This window comes from Sphingomonas sp. MS122, from assembly GCF_049532975.1.
Taxonomy (GTDB): domain Bacteria; phylum Pseudomonadota; class Alphaproteobacteria; order Sphingomonadales; family Sphingomonadaceae; genus Sphingomonas.
The window spans coordinates 4,027,015-4,044,850 of record NZ_CP186695.1; the positions used below are offsets into that span (position 1 = coordinate 4,027,015).

The 17,836-nt window shown below is 68.5% G+C and carries 14 protein-coding genes; 8 read left to right on the forward strand and 6 right to left on the reverse strand.

Going from position 1 to position 17,836, the window contains the following annotated elements:
* Window positions 1-32 precede the first annotated feature (32 nt).
* Both ACO227_RS19220 and ACO227_RS19225 read left to right on the forward strand, forming a co-directional pair.
* On the forward strand, window positions 33-1,868 hold the full coding sequence (locus ACO227_RS19220; RefSeq protein ID WP_423604121.1) for a hypothetical protein: 1,836 nt from the start codon (window positions 33-35) through the stop codon (window positions 1,866-1,868).
* Window positions 1,869-1,924: 56 nt separating this feature from the next.
* Complete coding sequence (locus ACO227_RS19225; RefSeq protein WP_423604123.1) at window positions 1,925-2,998, forward strand: alpha/beta hydrolase family protein; 1,074 nt, start codon at window positions 1,925-1,927, stop codon at window positions 2,996-2,998.
* On the opposite strand, the gene ACO227_RS19230 is transcribed toward ACO227_RS19225, so the two are convergent.
* Window positions 2,995-4,287, reverse strand: coding sequence for a spinster family MFS transporter (locus tag ACO227_RS19230; RefSeq protein ID WP_423607404.1), 1,293 nt, complete (start codon window positions 4,285-4,287; stop codon window positions 2,995-2,997). The two genes, ACO227_RS19225 and ACO227_RS19230, sit on opposite strands and share 4 nt — an antisense overlap.
* A gap of 81 nt (window positions 4,288-4,368) precedes the next feature.
* Entirely contained in the window at window positions 4,369-7,218 is a 2,850-nt protein-coding gene (locus ACO227_RS19235; RefSeq protein ID WP_423604124.1) for a TonB-dependent receptor, read from the reverse strand.
* Between the two features lie 381 nt (window positions 7,219-7,599).
* Here ACO227_RS19235 and ACO227_RS19240 point away from each other — a divergent pair, with 381 nt between their 5' ends.
* Window positions 7,600-8,388: a phytanoyl-CoA dioxygenase family protein gene (locus tag ACO227_RS19240; RefSeq protein WP_423604126.1), complete on the forward strand. Its 789-nt coding sequence runs from the start codon at window positions 7,600-7,602 to the stop codon at window positions 8,386-8,388.
* 76 nt (window positions 8,389-8,464) lie between these two features.
* On the opposite strand, the gene ACO227_RS19245 is transcribed toward ACO227_RS19240, so the two are convergent.
* The 3 genes from ACO227_RS19245 to ACO227_RS19255 form a co-directional block, all read right to left on the reverse strand.
* On the reverse strand, window positions 8,465-8,815 hold the full coding sequence (locus ACO227_RS19245) for an endonuclease domain-containing protein (protein ID WP_423604127.1): 351 nt from the start codon (window positions 8,813-8,815) through the stop codon (window positions 8,465-8,467).
* Window positions 8,816-8,882: 67 nt separating this feature from the next.
* Complete coding sequence (locus tag ACO227_RS19250) at window positions 8,883-9,953, reverse strand: acyl-CoA dehydrogenase family protein (protein WP_423604129.1); 1,071 nt, start codon at window positions 9,951-9,953, stop codon at window positions 8,883-8,885.
* Window positions 9,954-10,087: 134 nt separating this feature from the next.
* Window positions 10,088-11,296 carry an acyl-CoA dehydrogenase family protein gene (locus ACO227_RS19255; protein ID WP_423604131.1) on the reverse strand — a complete coding sequence of 403 codons (1,209 nt, stop codon included), beginning with the start codon at window positions 11,294-11,296 and terminating at the stop codon, window positions 10,088-10,090.
* A gap of 258 nt (window positions 11,297-11,554) precedes the next feature.
* Here ACO227_RS19255 and ACO227_RS19260 point away from each other — a divergent pair, with 258 nt between their 5' ends.
* Both ACO227_RS19260 and ACO227_RS19265 read left to right on the forward strand, forming a co-directional pair.
* Complete coding sequence (locus ACO227_RS19260) at window positions 11,555-12,775, forward strand: TCR/Tet family MFS transporter (RefSeq protein WP_423604133.1); 1,221 nt, start codon at window positions 11,555-11,557, stop codon at window positions 12,773-12,775.
* 55 nt (window positions 12,776-12,830) lie between these two features.
* Window positions 12,831-13,538: a glutathione binding-like protein gene (locus tag ACO227_RS19265; RefSeq protein WP_423604135.1), complete on the forward strand. Its 708-nt coding sequence runs from the start codon at window positions 12,831-12,833 to the stop codon at window positions 13,536-13,538.
* 65 nt (window positions 13,539-13,603) lie between these two features.
* Here ACO227_RS19265 and ACO227_RS19270 read toward each other — a convergent pair whose 3' ends face one another.
* Window positions 13,604-14,395: an SDR family NAD(P)-dependent oxidoreductase gene (locus ACO227_RS19270; protein ID WP_423604137.1), complete on the reverse strand. Its 792-nt coding sequence runs from the start codon at window positions 14,393-14,395 to the stop codon at window positions 13,604-13,606.
* A gap of 80 nt (window positions 14,396-14,475) precedes the next feature.
* On the opposite strand from ACO227_RS19270, the gene ACO227_RS19275 reads away from it, so the two are divergent.
* The 3 genes from ACO227_RS19275 (at window position 14,476) to ACO227_RS19285 (ending at window position 17,775) form a co-directional block, all read left to right on the forward strand.
* Entirely contained in the window at window positions 14,476-15,990 is a 1,515-nt protein-coding gene (locus ACO227_RS19275; RefSeq protein ID WP_423604139.1) for a class I adenylate-forming enzyme family protein, read from the forward strand.
* Window positions 15,987-16,757 carry a thioesterase family protein gene (locus tag ACO227_RS19280; RefSeq protein ID WP_423604140.1) on the forward strand — a complete coding sequence of 257 codons (771 nt, stop codon included), beginning with the start codon at window positions 15,987-15,989 and terminating at the stop codon, window positions 16,755-16,757. Before ACO227_RS19275 ends, ACO227_RS19280 begins: the two co-directional genes overlap by 4 nt.
* A 301-nt stretch (window positions 16,758-17,058) precedes the next feature.
* Window positions 17,059-17,775: an EF-hand domain-containing protein gene (locus ACO227_RS19285; RefSeq protein ID WP_423604141.1), complete on the forward strand. Its 717-nt coding sequence runs from the start codon at window positions 17,059-17,061 to the stop codon at window positions 17,773-17,775.
* Window positions 17,776-17,836: the final 61 nt, after the last annotated feature.

The window sequence follows — 17,836 nt, forward strand, 5'->3', positions numbered from 1 at the left end:
ACCTTCACCGCCGGGGCCAGGCGGGGGGAACGATGGAGTCGCCGGACGGGACGTCGCGCAGTCGCAGCAGGACGGAGGTCTCGAAGGACCGGACGCTCTACTGGACCCTGTCCTTCTACATCCCCGCCGATCGCCTGCGCCCCGCGGGCGCCGAGGATGCGGCCGGCCCGCTCGGCGCGCAGATCGCCGGGGCGGCGGTGAGCAAGCCGACCCGCACGCTGCGCGATGCGATCGAGCCCTTGTTCAACGACATTGCCGACCGCTCGCGCCTCGGCAAGGTCGAGGACCGGCTGTTCGCCGGCTGCGCGGCCGAGCGGCTGCTCTTCGTCATGCCCGCCACCGTGCAATGGACGACCGAAGGCAAGACCTTCGTCTTCGCGGTCCCGCCGGAACACCGCGAGCGCAAGATCGGCCTGCGCAGCTTCTGGTATGCGCACAGCAACGGTGCGCTCTCCTGGCATCTCAGCTTCGCCGCCCATTACGGCCCCGATCTCGACCGCGACCTCAAGGCGAAGAGACCCTCGACCTATTATTTCCTCTCGCTGCTCCAGAAGCTCGCCTGGCCCAAGGAGTTCCGGATGGACGGTGCCGGCACGACGATCCACCAGATGGTCGGCATGTCGGTCCGCCGCCGCACGAGCGCGCAGGGCGTCCCCTTCTGGGCATTCGTGCGGGAACGCTTCGCGGAGGACTGGCGGTGCATCGCCGGCACGCACCCGCTCGCGCGGCCGGGCATCGGCTTCGACGATGCGGTGCGCAGCCTGCCCTCGATGGAGGTGCCGGGCCTCGAATGCCCCGAGAGCCGCTCGCTCTTCTTCATCCGCGATTCGCACCTGCTCTCGCTGATCCAGCCCAAGGATGCGTCGGGCACGCTCGAGAGCCGCCGCCGCCGCGTGACCGACGAGCAGTTCGACGGCTATCCGGCGCTGGTGAGCAGGCAGCGCCGCCGCGGCGCGCGGCGGATCGAGCTCGGCGCCGCCTATTGGGACGAGATGCTCGACCAGGCCGACCCGGCCGATTGCCCGACCAATGCCCGCGACCGGCTCGCCTATCTGTTCCTCGCCGGCTTCAACCAGAACATCATCGACTTCACCAACCAGGAAGCCTCCGAAGTTCTCGACAGTCTCGATCCGATCTATCCCAATTCGGACGCTCAGGAGCAGGAGGGGTTCTTCGTCCGCTATGCCAATCCGCGCGCGATGATCACCTATGTCTCGCGCTCGCGCACGCTGGAGGTCGGCAACGACCATGTCGGCACCTGCCCCTACGCGCTGCTGATCCACGCGCTGTCGATGCACAACGAGGCGCTGACCCGCGCGCAGGAGGAAAGCACCTTCGCCGCGATCGACGCGATCACCGCCGAGATCGGCCGCGGCCACGCCGCCAAGACCGACCGTCACGGCCATTTCGAGACGGCCGAGCGGATGATCAACGACACCCGCATCGCCGCCTTCCACGTCTATGAGCGCCACCGCTACGCCAACCCGTTCCGCTACGATACCGAGCGCGACGTGTTCGACGAGCTCGAGCGGCTGCGCGGCACCTCGCGCCTCAAGCTCGCCTACGAGGCCGCGCTGGGCTCGCTCGAGGAGCAGATCCGCGACCTCGACCGCGAGCGCAAGGCGGCCGAGGATGCGCAGGTCCGGAAGCAGGATCGCCAGTTCGCCGCGCTGCTCGGCACGCTCGGCATCTTCGGGGTGATCCAGGTCTTCTTCCAGGTCGACCAGTTCGCGCGCGCGGCCCAGCCGGCCGAGCCGCGGGCCAAGCTGCTCTTCATCCTCGCCTATTGCGGCATCCCGATCCTGGCCGGGCTGTTCATCCTCCTCTATTCGGGAAGGTCGACGCCACCGCGCAAGGACCGGGGTTGACGGGCCCGCGCGCGACGGCGACCTTGCCGCATCCTCCCACATCGGAAAAATCGACGATGCGTCCAACCGCCGGCCTCTGTGCCCTGACGATGTTCCTCGCCGCGCTCCCGCCCGCCGCTTCGGCGCAGGAGCCGCCCACCCTGCCGTGGAGCGCGCCCGCCACCGTCAAGGTCTCGGTCGAGACGCACCGCTTCGCCAGCGGCGGCGCGATGCTGTCGGGCACGCTCTACATGCCCGTGCGGCGCAAGCCGGTGGCGGCGGTGGTGGTGACGCACAGCGCCTCCTCGCCGCTGGGCGACGCGTCGCTCTACGAGCACCTCAAGACCGTGCTGCCCGCGCTCGGCATCGCCGTGCTGACCTATGACCGGCGCGGCTCGGGCCGGTCGGGCACGCAAAGCGCCGGCGGCGACTTCACCGTGCTCGCCGACGACGCGATCGCCGCGGTGAAGAGCCTGAAGACCGATCCGCGCATCGACGCGAAGCGCATCGGCACCTGGGGCCTCAGCCAGGGCGGCTGGATCTCGCCGCTCGCCGCCTCGCGCAGCCCCGACATCGCCTTCGTCATCGCGGTCGCCGGCCCGGTCGTCACCGCGGACGTGCAGATGCTGTTCTCCTCGACCAACCATCTGCGCGCCAACGGCTATTCGCAGGCCGATATCGACCAGATGGTCGCGACGCGCAAAGCCGTCGACGATTACATGCGCGGCACCGCGAGCAGGGAGGCCGCGCAGCAACGCATCGACGCCGCCAAGACCAAGCCCTGGTTCAAGTACACCTATATGGGCGAGACGGTTCGCGACCGCGAAGTTTCGCAGTGGCGCAGGGAGATCGAGAACGATCCGCTCGCCAACCTCACCAAGGTACGCGTGCCGATGCTCGTCCTCTACGGCGCCAACGACGCGGTGGTGCCGGTCGCCGATTCGGTCGAGCGGCTGAAGAGGGTCGCCGCGCGCCTGCCCAGGATGCGCGTGCATGTCGTGGCCGGCGCCGACCATGCGATGCAGATGTCGGTCGACGAGAAGACCTCGCTCGATCCGAAGAATGACGGCACCGAGCGCGCGGACTCGCCCGAATATATCGCCGTCCTGTCGAGCTGGCTCGCCGCTCAGGGGCTGACCAGCGCGCCCTAGGCCGCGCTCCGCTTGAGCCACACCCCCGCGCGCCAATAGTGGAACAGCGCCCAGGGCGTCGCTGCGGCGAAGGTCAGCATCGCCCAGCGCAGCGACTGCGCGTCGCCCAGCGACGGCTTGAGCGCGTCGGAGATCACCCCGATCAGCGTCGGCCCCAGCCCCAGCCCGATCAGGTTGATGACGAGCAAGGTCACCGCCGCCCACAATGCGCGCATCCGCAGCGGCGCGAGGCCCTGGATCAGCGCGAAGGTCGGGCCGAGATAGGAGTTCACCAGGATCAGCGAGGCCCAGTAGATCGGCACCGCGATCCACGGGTCGCTCGACGCGAAGAACAGGAAGGACAGGGGCAGTCCCACGCCCTTCATCGCCAGCACCAGCCACGCCTGGCTGTGCAGCCCCCAGCGCTCGGCCGCCTTGTTGGCGAGCCACCCGCCGAGCACCGCCGACAGCGTGCCGCACACTGCTCCAACAGGCGCCACGATCGAGGCGATCTGGAGCTTGTCGAGCCCGATCGTGCGGATCAGGAAGCTCGGCCCGAACGCGGTATGGCCATAGCCGATCAGCGAGGTGATGGTGACGCCCATCACCAGATGCACCGCCGCGCGGCTGGCGAACAGCGAGCGGAAGCCCTCGACGAAGCCCGGCATCGCCGCATGCGCCGCGGCATGCGCGGGGTCGGAAAGCCCGCGCCGCGGCTCGACCACGAACAGCTTGATGATCACCGCGAGCAGGATGCCGGGGATGCCGACCGCGAACATCGCCGTGCGCCAGCCGAAGAAATGCGCCAGCGTGCCGCCGATGATCGTCCCGCCCGCCGCGCCGAGCACCACGCCGAGCGAGTAGATCCCCATCGCCCCCGCGCGCTTCTCGGGCGGATAGAGGTCGGCGATGATCGAGTGGCTGGGCGGGCTCGACCCGGCCTCGCCGATGCCGACGCCGATCCGCGCGAGCAGCAATTGCACAAAGTTCTGCGCCAGTCCGCACACCGCGGTCATCGCGCTCCACAGCGCCAGCGCGATTCCGATGATGTTGACGCGATTGCCGCGATCCGCCCAGCGCGCCACCGGCAACCCCAGCGTCGCATAGAAGATCGCGAAGGCGAACCCCGCAAGCAGCCCGAGTTGGGTGTCGCTGAGCAGCAGCTCGCGGCGGATATCCTCCTGCAGGATCGCGAGGATCTGCCGGTCCATATAGCTGAAGAAGTAAGCGGCGGTGAGCAACGCCAGCGTCACGCTGCGCCGCCGGATCGCGACCTCGTCGGCGGCAGTCGCTGGCGGGGTCGTCGTCATACGCACCTCATACACGGGCAAGGAAAGGGCGGGCGCCGCGAGTATCCGCGCGGCGCCCGCCCTGGGATTGGACGCAGGCCGTCAGAATTTCACGCGGCCGGTGATGCCGTAGGTCCGCGGTTCGGCCAGGAATTGCGAGAAGATCTGGCGCCCGCCCGGGAATTGCGGGTCGACGAACGGCGCGAAGGTGAAGCCCGCCGCATAGGGCGGCGTGGTCGATCCGCCCGCCTGGAAGGGCGAGTTGAACGCCACCTGGGCATATTTCTCGTTGAAGATGTTCTGCGCCCAGAACTCGATCGCCCATTTCTCCCCCGGCCCGCGGATGCCGACGCGGCCGTTGAACACCGCATAGGAATCCTGCTCCTTCTGCGGGAACAGGTCGGACCCGGTGTTGAAGTCGCCGGTCATGCGCGTGTCGAGGTAGAACAGGCCCGACAGCCCGCTCGAGCCCAGCTCGGGCGTCCACGCGACCGAGGCCGTGGTGACGATCTCCGGCGCGTTCGAGAGGTTGTCGCCCGGCAGCATGCGCAACGCCGGGTTGAGCGGCGCGCCGCTGTCGTTGCCGACCAGGTCGTCGCGATAACGCGTATCGGCATAGGTCAGGCCGAGATTGACCGTCAGGAACCGCGCCGGGCTGATCGACGCCTCCACCTCGACGCCGGTCGAGCTCACGCCATAGGTCACGTCGTCCGCCGCGCAGGCCCCGGTGCCCAGTGCCGGGTTGTAGTTGAACGCCGCGCCCGGCGCGATCACCGGGTTGAGGAAGTTCGCCGATCCCGGAAAGAAGCTCTGGTCGCGGTCGGCGCCGCCGAGGTCGGCCGAACAGCCATTGACGTTCTGCACGATGAACACCGTGCCGTCGAAGGTGTTGAGCTGGAAGTTCTTGAACTGCTGGCGGAACGCTGCGACGCTCAGCGCGAACGGCCCCTTCGAGTATTTCGCGCCGATCTCGAAGGCATTGACGATCTCGGGGTCGAACTGGAGGTTGCCGACCAGCGCCTGCGCGCCGCCCATGCTGGCGAAGGACTGGGCCGGCGCCTTGAGCGCCGAACGGTCGAGGTTGAAGCCGCCCGCCTTGTAGCCGCGCGAATAGCTCGCATAGACCAGCAGCTCGTCGACCGGCTTCCACGAGATCACCGCGGTGCCGGTGAACTCGTCCTCCTTGCGCTCGTCGTTGATCGAGACGCCGTTGAGCTCGGAGGTCGAGTTGCCCTGGCACGACAGGTTGAGGATCGACTGCGAGACCGCGAACAGCGCGGTGTTGAACGCCGGGCTGTTGGGATTGACGAAGGCGCCGACGAGGCCCTGGTTGGCGACGCAGGCGGTGTTGTTGTTGCCGAAGGTCGCGTTGAACTTCTTGCGCTCGTTGGTGTAGCGCACGCCCAGCGTGACATCGAGCGTCGAGGTCAGGTGGAAGATGTTGTGCGTGAACAGCGCCCAGTTGCGGCTGTTCTGCTCATAGACGTCGAGCGTGGTGCCGCGGTTGTTGATGCTGTCGAGATTGTCGAACGCGGCATAGATCAGCGGCGAGGCCGCGCCGAACAGCGCCGGGCGCGCGGCGAGGCAGGCGGGCGAGGTCGGCGAATAGAGCGCCGAAAGCCCGCCCGGCGAGACGATGCGGCAGGTGGCGAAGCGGCCATATTGGTTGCCGAACTTGAGGTTGTCGGTCGCGGTCAGGTCCTCGTTGGCGTAATAGGCGCCGATCAGCCAGTCGAGCTTGTCGCCGAACGCCGTGCCCTGCAGCCGCAGCTCCTGGCTGAACGTCTTGAACTCGCGGCCCGAATTGCCGTCGTCGGCGCGATAGAGGATGTCGACGGTGCTGTAGTCGGTGTCCGATCCCTGGCTGCTCGAATAGTTGCGATAGCCGGTGATCGAGGTCAGGGTCGCCCCGCCCAGGTTCCAGTCGATCTGGAGCGAGGCGCCCCAATCCTCGGTCTCGCCGCCATAGGTGCGGCCGGGCGTCACCGACAGCTCGCGCGACCAGCCGGCGTGGAGCGCCGCGGGGTTCTGCCCCAGCGCGGTCATCACGTTGATGATGTTGTTGCCCGAATCGTTGGTGCGCCCGGGCACCGCGCCCGGCTGCTGCAGCGGGATCGCGGGGTTGTTGAGGTTTCCGATATACGGGTTGACGCTGTTGTCGACATAGGTCGCGCCGCAGCACGCCTCGTCGCGCTTGGTATAGTCGCCGATGATGCGCACGGTGAGGTCGCTCGACGGCTCGAACATCAGCTGGCCGCGCAGGAACAGGCGGTCGCGGTCGTTGACCGTCGTGTTGTTGGCGGCGTCGTTGTAATAGCCGTCGCGCTTCACATAGACGCCGTCGATCCGCGCCGCGAAGTCGCCGCCCAGCGGCACGTTGACGTTGCCGGTCAGCCGCCACAGGTCGTAATTGCCATAGGTGACCTCCGCGCCCGCCGAGAAGCCCGAATAGGACGGGGCCTTCGACACGATGCTGATCAGGCCGGCCGACGCGTTGCGGCCGAACAGCGTGCCCTGCGGCCCGCGCAGCACCTCGATCCGCTCGATCTCGCCGAGCTCGCTGAGGCCGATGCCCGAGCGCGAGCGGTAGACGCCGTCGATGAACACGGCGACCGAGCTCTCGAGGCCGGGATTGTCGCCGACCGTGCCGATGCCGCGGATGCGTGCCGAGCCGTTCGCCTCGGACCCCGTCGACGAGACGAGCAGCGACGGCGCGACCTGGTTGAGCTGGCGGATGTCGCTCGCGCCGGTCAGCTCGAGCGCCTCGGCGGTCACCGCGGACACCGCGAGCGGCACGTCGGCGAGCTGCTGCGCGCGGCCCTGCGCGGTGATCACGATCTCGTTGGTGGCCTCGGCCGGCGGCTCCGGGGTCTGCTGGGCGAAGGCCGGCGCGGCGAACGCGCCCATCAAGGCAGGAACCGCGGCCGCGGCCAGGTAACGACACCGCTTCATATCATCACTCCCCTTTTATCCCAGGCTGGAGCACTGCCCGGCTCCATACCGTAAACTCGAATAGATCGAAGATCGGGCTTTCGGTCAAGCCAACAAAACCGTTGCAAATTGCCACTTAACCTAGCGTGAAACCGCCGCGCACGATCGGCCGGGAGGATATCAGGGTATGCTGAACGATCGTTCGAAATCAGTGGCCGCACGGCGTCACCGCGGCCCGGCTTGCAATGCACGCCGCTGCGGCTAACCTGCCCGCACCATGACGATCGTCTTCTTCAATCGCGCAGCCGCGTTCCCGCTCGCCTGAGCGGACCCGCGAGCCACGGCTCGTCCTGCGGTGCCCCGGCGCCGTCCGAACGCCTGCATCATCGATAGGAGACCATCATGGGTCACGACACACGCGCGCTGAGCGCCGCACAGATCGCTTCCTTCGTCGCCGAGGGCTTCGTCCGCATCGACGACGCCTTCCCCGCCGCCACGGCCGAGGCCGCGCGCGCCATCCTGTGGCGCGACACCGGCTGCGACCCGCACGACCGTTCGACCTGGACGCGGCCGGTGGTCCGGCTCGGCCATTATGCCCAGCCCCCGTTCCGCGAGGCCGCCAACACACCGGTGCTCCACGCCGCCTTCGACCAGCTCGCCGGTCTGGGCCGGTGGCTGCCGCAGGGGGCGCTCGGCACCTTCCCGGTGCGCTTCCCCTCGCCCGACGACCCCGGCGACGCCGGCTGGCACATCGACGTCAGCTTCGGCGACAGTGCCGACTTCATGGAATGGCGCGCCAATGTCTTCAGCAAGGGCCGCGCGCTGCTGATGCTGTTCCTGTTCTCGGACGTCGGCCCCGACGACGCCCCCACGCGCATCCGCGCCGGATCGCACATCGACATCGCCCGCCAGCTCGCCCCCGCGGGCGCGGCCGGCCTGACCCTGCGCGAGCTCGCCGCGGACGGCTTCGCCGGCTCGGCGCACCGGCGCGAGGTGGCGGCGACGGGCAAGGCGGGCACCGTCTATCTCTGCCACCCCTTCCTGGTCCACGCGGCCCAGCCCCATCGCGGCACCGAGCCGCGCTTCATGGCCCAGCCCCCGCTGTTGCCGCGCGAGCCGCTCAGCCTCGATCGCACGGACGGCGCTTACTCGCCGGTGGAGCAGGCGATCAGGGAGGCGATCGGGAGCTGAGGACCAGGCCGGCTGCCCCTTCTTCTCCCTCTCCCGCTTGCGGGAGAGGGTCGGGGTGAGGGCCTTCTGCTCTTTCTTACGCGCGCGTCTCCGCAAGTGCGGCCGCCACCACCGCGAGCACGCCTTCCAGATTTTCCAGCACATCGTGATTCCCGAAGCGCAGAACCCGGAAGCCCTTCGCCTCAAGGAATGCGGTGCGCCGCGCATCCTCCGCCTCGCTATGCTGCCCGCCGTCGAGCTCGACGATCAGCATCGCTTCCAGACATGCAAAGTCGGCGACGTAGGGCCAGAGCGAGTGCTGAAACCGGAACTTGAAACCGTCGAGCCGTCGATTGCGTACCGCTTGCCAGAAACGGTCCTCGGCGTCCGTTCGATCACGCCGGAGCTTGGCGGCGTGAGGGCTGATCTTGCGGCGAACCGGGGGCACGGCCGTACGATAGAAGAAAGAAGGCCCTCACCCAACCCTCTCCCGCAAGCGGGAGAGGGCTAGATAGTCAAAACCCGCCCACCCGCGCGAAGCGATCGCGGTGATACGCCGTGCTCCCCCACATCTGCTCGAGCACGCGCATCCGCTTCAAATAGAACCCCGCGTCATATTCGTCGGTCATGCCGATCCCGCCGTGCAGCTGGATCAGCTCGCGGCTCATCAGGTGGCCGACCTCGTTGGCCTTGCCCTTGGCCAGCGACGCCGCCTGGCGCGTGTCGCCGCCCCCATCGATCGCGGCCAGCCCGGCCTCGACCGCCGAGCGCATCAGCTCGATCTCGCTGTAGAGATTGGCCATGCGGTGCTGCAGCGCCTGGAAGGTCGCCAGCACCTGCCCGAACTGCACGCGCTGCTTCAAATAGGCGAGCGTGGTGTCGAACGCCGCGCTCGCCATGCCGAGCATCTCGGCGCTGGCCAGCACCGCGGCGCGGTCGAGCACCGCGTCGAGCAGCTTGTCGCCGCCTTCGGCCAGCCGATCCGCCGCGGCGCCCTCGAAGCGCACCGCCGCATGGCTGCGGAAATCCGTCAGGTGCCGCCGCGAAACCGTCACGCCCGCCCCCGCCTCGACCAGATACAGCCCGTCCGCCGCCGCGACCACGAACAGCCCGGCGCTGTCGCCTTCCGCCACGAACGCCTTGGTCCCCGACAGCTTGCCGCCCTCGGCCTTGGCCGCGATCGCCGCCGGATCGTGGCGCGGCCCCTCGTCCACCGCCAGCGTCGCCACCAGCTCGCCGCTGGCGATGCGCGGCAGCCACCTGGCCTTCTGGTCCTCGTTCCCGCCGAGCAGGATCGCCGAGGCGGCCGCCGCCGACGCCGCGAGCGGGCTCGCCGTCAGGGTCTTGCCCAGCTCCTCGATCACCAGGCCGAGGCTCAGCCAGCCGAAGTCGCTGCCGCCCTGCGCCTCGGGGATGATGATCCCGGTCCAGCCCATCTCGGCCATCTTGCCCCAGGCGCCGGCGTCGTATCCCGCCGCCTCGCCCGCATCGCGCACCTTGCGCCATGCCGAGACCGGGCTCTCGTTGCCCGCCCACTCGCGCGCCATGTCGCGCAGCATCGTCTGTTCTTCGGTCAGAACGGCCATTCGTCTTCTCCAAAACCCTCGACCGTCATCCCGGCCTCGTGCCGGGATCCACCTCGCCTCAGGCGCTGCCCTTCAGCCTTTCACGCATCGTTCGCGGCACGGTGGGCCCCGGCCAAGACCGGGGTGACGCTCAGCTATTGATGATCCAGCATCCCCAAAATCCGCTTGGCGATCACGTTGTTCTGGATCTCGGTCGATCCGCCATAGATCGTCGTCGCCTTGCCGAAGAGCCACGCGCGCGTGCCCTTGAGCTGCGCCTCGCTGAAGCCCTCGCCTTCCCAGCCGAGCCCTTCCATCCCCTGGATCTCGATCAGCAGCTCGGCCCGCTCCTGCCCCAGCTTTGTCCCCACCGTCTTGAGGATCGACGAGACCTCGGACACGCCGCCCACCGCCTTGCTCTCGGCCTGCACGCGCATCGCGGTGAGCAGGAAGGCGCGCCAGTCCATCTCCCATTTGGCGATGCGCGCGCGCAGGTCGGGATCGGCCACGCGGCCTTCCGCATCCGCGCCGACATATTTCCGGGCGACATCGGCCAGCGACGGCCCGCTCGGCATCAGCCGCGATCCGCCGCCCGACAGGTTGGTCCGCTCGTGCTGGAGCAGGCGCTTGCCGATCGTCCAGCCCTGCCCCTCCTCGCCGACGCGGTTTTCCTTGGGCACCTTCACGTCGGTGAAGAAGGTCTCGCAAAAGGGCGACATGCCGCTGATCATCTGGATCGGCTTCACCTCGACCCCGGGCGAGTCCATGTCGATCAACAGGAAGGTGATGCCGCCCTGCTTCTGCGTCTTGTCGGTGCGCACGATCGCGAAGCATTTGTCCGCCCATTGCCCGCCGCTGGTCCAGGTCTTCTGGCCGTTGACGACATAATGATCGCCCCGATCCTCCGCGAAACATTGCAAATTGGCGAGGTCGGACCCGGCATTGGGCTCCGAATAGCCCTGGCACCAGCGCACCTCGCCTTTGGCGATCGCCGGGATATGCTCGCGCTTCTGCGCCTCGTTGCCATATTCCAGCAGCGTCGGGCCGAACATCATCACGCCCATGCCTCCGATCGGGTTCCACGCGCCGATCTTGGCCATCTCCTCGGCCAGTATCTTGGCCTCGGCGCGGCTGAGCCCGCCGCCGCCATATTCCCTCGGCCAGGTCGGCACGCCCCAGCCCTTCTCGCCCATCGCCTTGCGCCACGCCGCCTGCTCGGGCGTCTCTGCGGTCGGCCCCTCGACCGCCGACAGGGCATTGTCCTTGCCCTTGAGCGAGGCGGGGAAGTTCGCGCTCAGCCATTCGCGCACCTCCTCGCGGAATTGATCGAGCCCGCTCGTCGCCGGTTCAGCCAGGGTTGCCACCTTCTTCTCCTCTCCACTCCGGTCCGCGGACCCATGTCTTGTCCGAAACACCAACTTCGTGAACGACATGTTCCACTTTGTCCGTTTTCATCCCGCTGCCGAGAATCGCCGGAAATCGTGATTTAGAATTTGCGGTATGGTCCGGCACGCGTCAAGCGCCGTTTCGCGGCGGCGCGCCAAGGGCGATCCTTCCCCGCCAGGGAGAGGATAGAAACCGGGCCTCGATCGGGCTAGAAGCGCCTCCAGAAAAGGGATCCCATGCGCTTCCATCACCGTGCCGTCCCCATCGCGCTCGCCGCCGTGCTGATCGACGCGATCGGTTTCGGCATCGTCCTCCCCGTGCTCCCCACGCTGATCGTCGAGCTGACCGGCGAAAGCCTCCCCGCGGCGACGCGCATCAGCGGCTGGCTGGCGATCGTGTTCGCGCTGGCGCACTTCTTCGCCGGGCCGATCCTCGGCAATCTCGGCGACCGGTTCGGGCGGCGGCCGGTGATCCTCGCCGCGATGCTGATCTTCGCGATCGACTATGCGCTGATGGCGTTCGCGCCGACCATTGCCTGGCTGTTCGCCGGGCGGCTGGTCGCGGGCATCGCAGGCGCGGTCTACGGACCGGCCAACGCGATCCTTGCCGACGTCACCCCGCCCGAGAAGCGCGGCGCCACCTTCGGCCTGATGGGCGCAGCCTTCGGTATCGGCTTCATCATCGGTCCGGCGCTCGGCGGCCTGCTCGCCGATCTCGGCCCGCGCGCGCCGTTCATCGCCGCCGCCGCGCTCGCCGCGCTCAACGCCACCTGGATTTCGATCTGGCTGCCCGAAACGCTCGCGCCCGAGAATCGCCGCCCGTTCGAGTGGCGGCGCGCCAACCCGCTCGGCACCTTCGCGCCGCTGTTCGGGCTCAAGGGCGCCGCGCCGCTGCTGATCGTCATGTTTATCTGGCAGCTCGCGCACCAGGTCTATCCCTCGACCTGGGCCTTCTATGCCGAGCTCGCGCATGGCTGGGACAGCCAGGCGATCGGCTGGTCGCTCGCCGCCTCGGGCGCGGCGATGGCGGTGGCGCAGATCTTCGTCACCGGCCGCGCCATCGCGCTGCTGGGCGAGACGCGCACGGTGATGATCGGGCTGATCGTCGGCGCGCTGGTCTATGCTGGCTACGCCTTCGCCGACCGCGGGTGGCAGGTCTATGCGCTGCTCGTCGTCGGCGCGCTGCAGGTGCTCGCCTATCCCTCGCTCAACGCGCTGCTCAGCCGCATGGTCGATGCGTCGAACCAGGGCGCGCTGCAGGGCGGCATGGCGAGCCTCGCCAGCATCGCCGCGATCCTCGGCCCGCTCAGCCTCACCCAGACGCTCGCTTACGGCGCGGAGCACGGTTTTCCGGGCGCCGCCTTCGCGCTCGCCTCGGCGCTGGCGTTCGTCGCGGTGGGGATCGTCGCGATATTTCTGCTGCGCCATCCGCGGGGCGAGCAGGCGGCGGTTGCGTAACGATCCGGCCACCCCATCTGTCGCGCTCAACCCCTGCCCCAGGAGACGCGCCCCGATGATCGATCTCTATTACTGGCCCACCCCGAACGGCCACAAGATCACGCTGTTCCTCGAAGAGGCCGGCCTCCCCTACACCATCCACCCGGTCAACATCGGCCAGGGCGACCAGTTCAAGCCCGACTTCCTCAAGATCGCCCCCAACAACCGCATGCCCGCGATCATCGACACCGATCCCGCGGACGGCGGCGAGCCGATCAGCGTGTTCGAAAGCGGTGCGATCCTCACCTATCTCGCCAACAAGACCGGCAAGTTCTTCGGTCCCGAGCCGCGCGACAAGATCGCGCAGATGCAATGGCTCATGTGGCAGATGGGCGGCCTTGGCCCGATGGCCGGGCAGAACCACCATTTCAACCGCTATGCGCCCGAGGTGATTCCCTACGCCCAGAAGCGCTATATCGACGAGACCAACCGCCTCTACGGCGTGCTCGACCGCCAGCTTAGCGGGAAACCGTTCGTCGCGGGCGAGGAATATTCGATCGCGGACATGGCGATCTACCCGTGGATCGTCCCGCACGAGGCGCAGGGCCAGAATCTCGACGACTTTCCTCATGTGAAGCGCTGGTTCGAGGCGGTGAAGGCCCGCCCCGCGACGATCCGCGCCTATGAAAAGGGCGAGGAGGTCCGCCCGGGCAACCCGCCGATGACCGACGAGGACAAGAAGATCCTGTTCGGCCAGACCGCGGCGAACACGGCGGCAGCTTGACCCTTATGCCGTCATCCCGGCCTCGTGCCGGGATGACGAGCTAGCAGGCCAAGTCGTTCGCCCCCCTATCCCCGCCCCGGCCGCCGCGACAGTCCGACGTCGAGATGCGCGCCCGCGTCGAGCAGCACCGTCTCGCCGGTGATCACGCGGCTGGCGGGGTCGAGCAGGTTGACCACCGGTCCCGCGATGTCCTCGGCATGCGCGGCCATGGCCATCGGCGTCTGGCTCGCGATGAAGGTCTCGAACGCCTCGAACGCCGTCTGCGTCATCCGCTCGCTGAACCAGCCGGTGCCGACATAGCCGGGCGCCACCGCGTTGACCCGGATCGCCGGCGCCAACACCCGCGCGAGGCTCTTGGTCATCGTCACCAATGCGCCCTTCGACGCGGCATAGGCGACCGACGAGCCGTTGCCGAACATCCCCGCGACCGAGGCGATGTTGACCACCGCGCTCGCCGGCCCCTCGCGCATCGCCGGAGCGCAGGCGCGGATCATCTGGAACGGGGCGACGGTGTTGAGCCGGTAGATGTCGAGAAAGTCCTCGGCGTCGAGCCCGTCGAGGTCCTCGTGATTGGCGAACTTGGTCTTGCCCGAATTGTTGACCAGCAGGTCGAGCCGCCCGAACGCGTCCGTTGCGGCCGTGGCGAGCGCGCGGCACTGCGCGTCGTCGGCGATGTCCGCCTGCACCGCGATCGCGCCGTTGCCGACCTCTGCCGCCAGCGCCTCGGCCGCGTCCTTGCTCGAAGCGTAGTTGACCACGCACTTCACGCCGCGCGCCGCCAGCTGCCGCACCACCGCCGCGCCAATTCCGGTGCCGCCGCCGGTGACGATCGCCGCCATCCCCTCCATCCGCGTCATGCCACTGCTCCGTTTTAGAAGATCGCGTATGGCAGCCCCGACTCGTTTCGCCTAGCCTCCGCCCGAATCGAGGAGAGAGAATGCAGACCGCCGCCGAAATCCTGGGTCAGCCCTTCGGCACGCTGCCCGAGTTGATCGCCGCCCATGCCCGCGAGCGCGGCGACAAGACCGCAATCATCCATGGCGAGGCGAGTCTCAGCTATGCGCAGCTCGACGCGGGCATGGACTCGATCTCGGCGATGATCCAGCGCGAGGGCGGCGCCAAGGGCCAGGCGATCGCGATCGTCGGGGCAACCTCAATCGACTATGCGGTGGTGTTCCTCGCCGCGATCCGCGCAGGCTGCGCGCCGGCACCGATCGCCCCGTCCTCGACCGGCGAGCAGATGGCGGCGATGATCGCCGATTGCGACGCCCCGCTGGTGTTCCTCGACACCGACGCCGCCGCGACGCTCGGCGACCGGCCGATCGCGGGGAAGCGGATCGCGCTCGACGAGTTCGTGGCGGATGACGCGAAGCCGGCGCCGGTGAAGATCGGCCCGGACGATCCGTTCAACATCATCTACTCCTCGGGCACCACCGGCACGCCCAAGGGCATCGTCCAGCCGCATGCGATGCGCTGGGCGCATATCGTGCGCAACGCCGCGGCAGGCTTCGGCGACGCGGTGACGATGATCGCGACCCCGCTCTATTCGAACACCACGCTGGTGAGCTTCATCCCGACCCTGGCGTGGGGCGGAACGGCGGTGCTGCTCGGCAAGTTCGACGCACGCGCGTTCCTCGCGACGGCGGCGAGGCATCGCGCGACGCATGCGATGCTGGTGCCGGTGCAGTATCAGCGGATCATGGCGGTCGCGGATTTCGACAGCTTCGACCTCTCCGCCTTCCGCCTCAAGACCTGTACCAGCGCGCCCTTTTCGCCCGCGCTCAAGGCCGATGTGCTGGCGCGCTGGCCGGGGCTGCTCGTCGAATATTACGGAATGACCGAGGGTGGCGGCACCAGCGTGCTGATCTGCAACATGTTCCCGAACAAGCTCCACACCGTGGGCGTGCCCGTCGAGGGCCATGATATCCGCCTGATCGACGAGGAGGGGCGCGAGGTCGCGCAAGGCGAGATGGGCGAGGTGGTCGGGCGCAGCCCGGCGATGATGAGCGGCTATTACGGCCGCAAACAGGCGAGCGCCGACGCCGAATGGTTCGACGCGTGGGGCAACCGCTTCATCCGCCACGGCGATGTCGGGCGGTTCGACGAGGACGGCTTCCTGATCCTGATGGACCGCAAGAAGGACCTGATCATCTCGGGCGGGTTCAACATCTATCCGAGCGACCTCGAGGCCGAGCTCGCCAGGCACGCCGGGGTGCGCGACTGCGCCGTTGTGGGCGTGCCGTCCGAGCAATGGGGCGAGACCCCGGTGGGGTTCTACGTCCCCGCCGACGCGACGGCGGCCGAGGACATCCTGCGCGCGGTGAATGCGGGGCTGGGCAAGACGCAGCGCCTGTCCGCGCTGGTGGCGGTCGACGAGCTGCCGCGCAGCGCGATCGGCAAGGTGCTCAAGCGCGAGTTGCGCGACCGTTATGCGGAGGCCCAGCCGGCATGACCTCGCTCCCGGCCCTGCTCGCCGAGGCCCGGCGCACCGAGACGGGCTTCACCACCGAGATCCCGTCCAACTGGCTGCAGGGGCGCACGACCTATGGCGGGCTCTCGACCGCTTTGGCGCTCGCCGCGGCCAAGCAGGTCGAGCCCGACCTGCCCCCGCTGCGCTCGGCGCAGATCGCGTTCATCGGACCGCTCGCGGGGGCGGTCACCGTCACCGCGGCCAAGCTGCGGCGCGGCCGCAACGCCGCCTTCATCCAGTCCGACATCGTCTCTGAGGCGGGATTGGGGCTGCGCACCACCTTCGTGTTCATGGCGGCGCTCCAGTCGGCGATCGACCATGACGCCACCACGCCCGCGCGCCACGCGCCGCCCGCCGCCGATGCCGAGCTCTACACAGGTCCGGCTGGATTCTTCACCGGCAACTTCAATTTCTACGACCTGAAGGACGCGAGCGGGTCGACCGACTGGCTGCGCTGGGGACGATTGATTGAGCGCGACGGCCTTGATCCCGAGGTCGAGCTGATGGCGCTGGGCGACGCGCTCCCGCCCGCCGCGTTCAAGCTGTTCGAGAAGCTGACGCCGCTCTCCTCGCTCACCTGGATCGTCAACATCCTGCGCCCCCGGCCGGTCACGACCGACGGCTGGTGGCTGCTGCACGCGGAGACCGACATCGCCCGCGAAGGCTATTCGAGCCAGGCGATGCGCATGTGGAACGCCGACGGTGCGCTCGTGGCGGAGGGGAAACAAGGCGTCGCCATCTTTGGCTGAGCCGCACGAACAACACGTCGCCATCTTCGGCTGAGCCCTGTCGAACCACACCCCTTCGCCCGCCCGGCCTTGACCCGGGGCGGAGCTTCTCTTCGACCGATCGAGGCAGCACGGCCCGGGTCAAGCCCCGGGGGTGACGAAGGGAGTTGCCGATACAAAGGGTTCCCGCAGTCGACGCGGATTCGTTCCCACTGATACAAGTTGCGACACTTTCGCAGCGCGCTGACATAGGGCTGCGACAGGCGATATTCAGAAAGGGCACCATCCGCGGCGCCAAGCCGCCTGAGAGGAGCCACGACCGATGAAGAATCTTCTGACTGCCACGGCGATCGGCACGATGCTGGCCGCCGGCGTCGCGATCGCGACCCAGACCGAACCCCCGATGGCGCCCAGGCAGCCGATGTCCAAGGCCCAGATGCTCGAGCGCGCCGATGCGCGCTTCGACCGGATGGACGCCAACAAGGACGGCCAGTTGAGCGCCGAGGAGCGCAAAGCCGGCGTCGACGCCGCACGCGCCGCCATGGCGGAGCGGAAGGGCGGCGAGATGGCCGATTTCATGCCCGGCGCCCGGCGCGGCGGCGCGATGGCCGACCGCGCGATGGAACGCGCCGACACCAATGGCGACGGGATGATCAGCAAGGCCGAGAACCGCGCCGCGGTCGAAGCCCGTTTCGCGCGCATGGACGCCAATGGCGACGGCACGATCGGCGCGGACGAGCGCCGCATGGGCCGTGGCATGGGCATGGGCAAGCGCGCCCGGGCGCAGGCCGCCGCCGGCGAGACGATGGGAGCCCCCGGCGCGATGAAGGCCGGGCACGTGATGAAGCGTGCCGACGGCGATGGCGACGGCGCGATCAGCAAGGCCGAATTCGACGCCCAGTCGGCCGAGCGCTTCGCCAAGCTCGACGCCAATGGCGACGGCAAGATCGACTCCACCGAGATGCAGGCGCAGCGCGGCAAGAAGCGCGGCGCCGGCGGGACCACCGCGCCCTCGCCTGCCACCCCCCAGGACGAGTGAGCGGCATGCCGGGCGGGCTTTACGACCTCCTCCGTGCCCGCCCGGCACTCGCGGCTCGGCT

Bases quoted from the DNA above. Each gene is read 5' to 3' on its own strand.
- ACO227_RS19220 (WP_423604121.1), top strand. From the start codon at position 33: ATGGAGTCGCCGGACGGGACGTCGCGCAGTCGCAGCAGGACGGAGGTC.
- ACO227_RS19225 (WP_423604123.1), top strand. From the start codon at position 1,925: ATGCGTCCAACCGCCGGCCTCTGTGCCCTGACGATGTTCCTCGCCGCG.
- ACO227_RS19230 (WP_423607404.1), bottom strand. From the start codon at position 4,287: ATGACGACGACCCCGCCAGCGACTGCCGCCGACGAGGTCGCGATCCGG.
- ACO227_RS19235 (WP_423604124.1), bottom strand. From the start codon at position 7,218: ATGAAGCGGTGTCGTTACCTGGCCGCGGCCGCGGTTCCTGCCTTGATG.
- ACO227_RS19240 (WP_423604126.1), top strand. From the start codon at position 7,600: ATGGGTCACGACACACGCGCGCTGAGCGCCGCACAGATCGCTTCCTTC.
- ACO227_RS19250 (WP_423604129.1), bottom strand. From the start codon at position 9,953: ATGGCCGTTCTGACCGAAGAACAGACGATGCTGCGCGACATGGCGCGC.
- ACO227_RS19260 (WP_423604133.1), top strand. From the start codon at position 11,555: ATGCGCTTCCATCACCGTGCCGTCCCCATCGCGCTCGCCGCCGTGCTG.
- ACO227_RS19265 (WP_423604135.1), top strand. From the start codon at position 12,831: ATGATCGATCTCTATTACTGGCCCACCCCGAACGGCCACAAGATCACG.
- ACO227_RS19270 (WP_423604137.1), bottom strand. From the start codon at position 14,395: ATGACGCGGATGGAGGGGATGGCGGCGATCGTCACCGGCGGCGGCACC.
- ACO227_RS19275 (WP_423604139.1), top strand. From the start codon at position 14,476: ATGCAGACCGCCGCCGAAATCCTGGGTCAGCCCTTCGGCACGCTGCCC.
- ACO227_RS19280 (WP_423604140.1), top strand. From the start codon at position 15,987: ATGACCTCGCTCCCGGCCCTGCTCGCCGAGGCCCGGCGCACCGAGACG.
- ACO227_RS19285 (WP_423604141.1), top strand. From the start codon at position 17,059: ATGAAGAATCTTCTGACTGCCACGGCGATCGGCACGATGCTGGCCGCC.